Annotated in this window: 1 protein-coding gene; it reads right to left on the bottom strand. The window is 65.7% G+C overall.

Going from position 1 to position 230, the window contains the following annotated elements; genetic code table 11:
• Positions 1–230 (bottom strand): AAA family ATPase (locus tag AC0L3S_RS39815; RefSeq protein WP_473285466.1); only part of this gene is annotated, 230 nt, incomplete at both ends.

Raw genomic sequence — 230 nt, 5'->3', positions numbered from 1 at the left:
CCTCGGTCTCGGTCAGGATGCGCACGAAATCGTCCTTCTCCAGCGCCCGCAGTTCGACGCGGATCGGCAGGCGGCCCTGCAATTCCGGCAACAGGTCGGACGGCTTCGAGACGTGGAAGGCGCCGGAGGCGATGAACAGGATGTGATCCGTCTTCAACGGTCCGTATTTGGTCGCCACCGTGGTGCCTTCGACCAGCGGCAGCAGGTCGCGCTGCACGCCTTCGCGCGAG

Source organism: Bradyrhizobium sp. Ken01 (genome assembly GCF_055807355.1).
The sequence above is the reverse complement of the archived record's forward strand: the minus strand, read 5'-3'. Positions and strand labels throughout refer to the sequence as shown.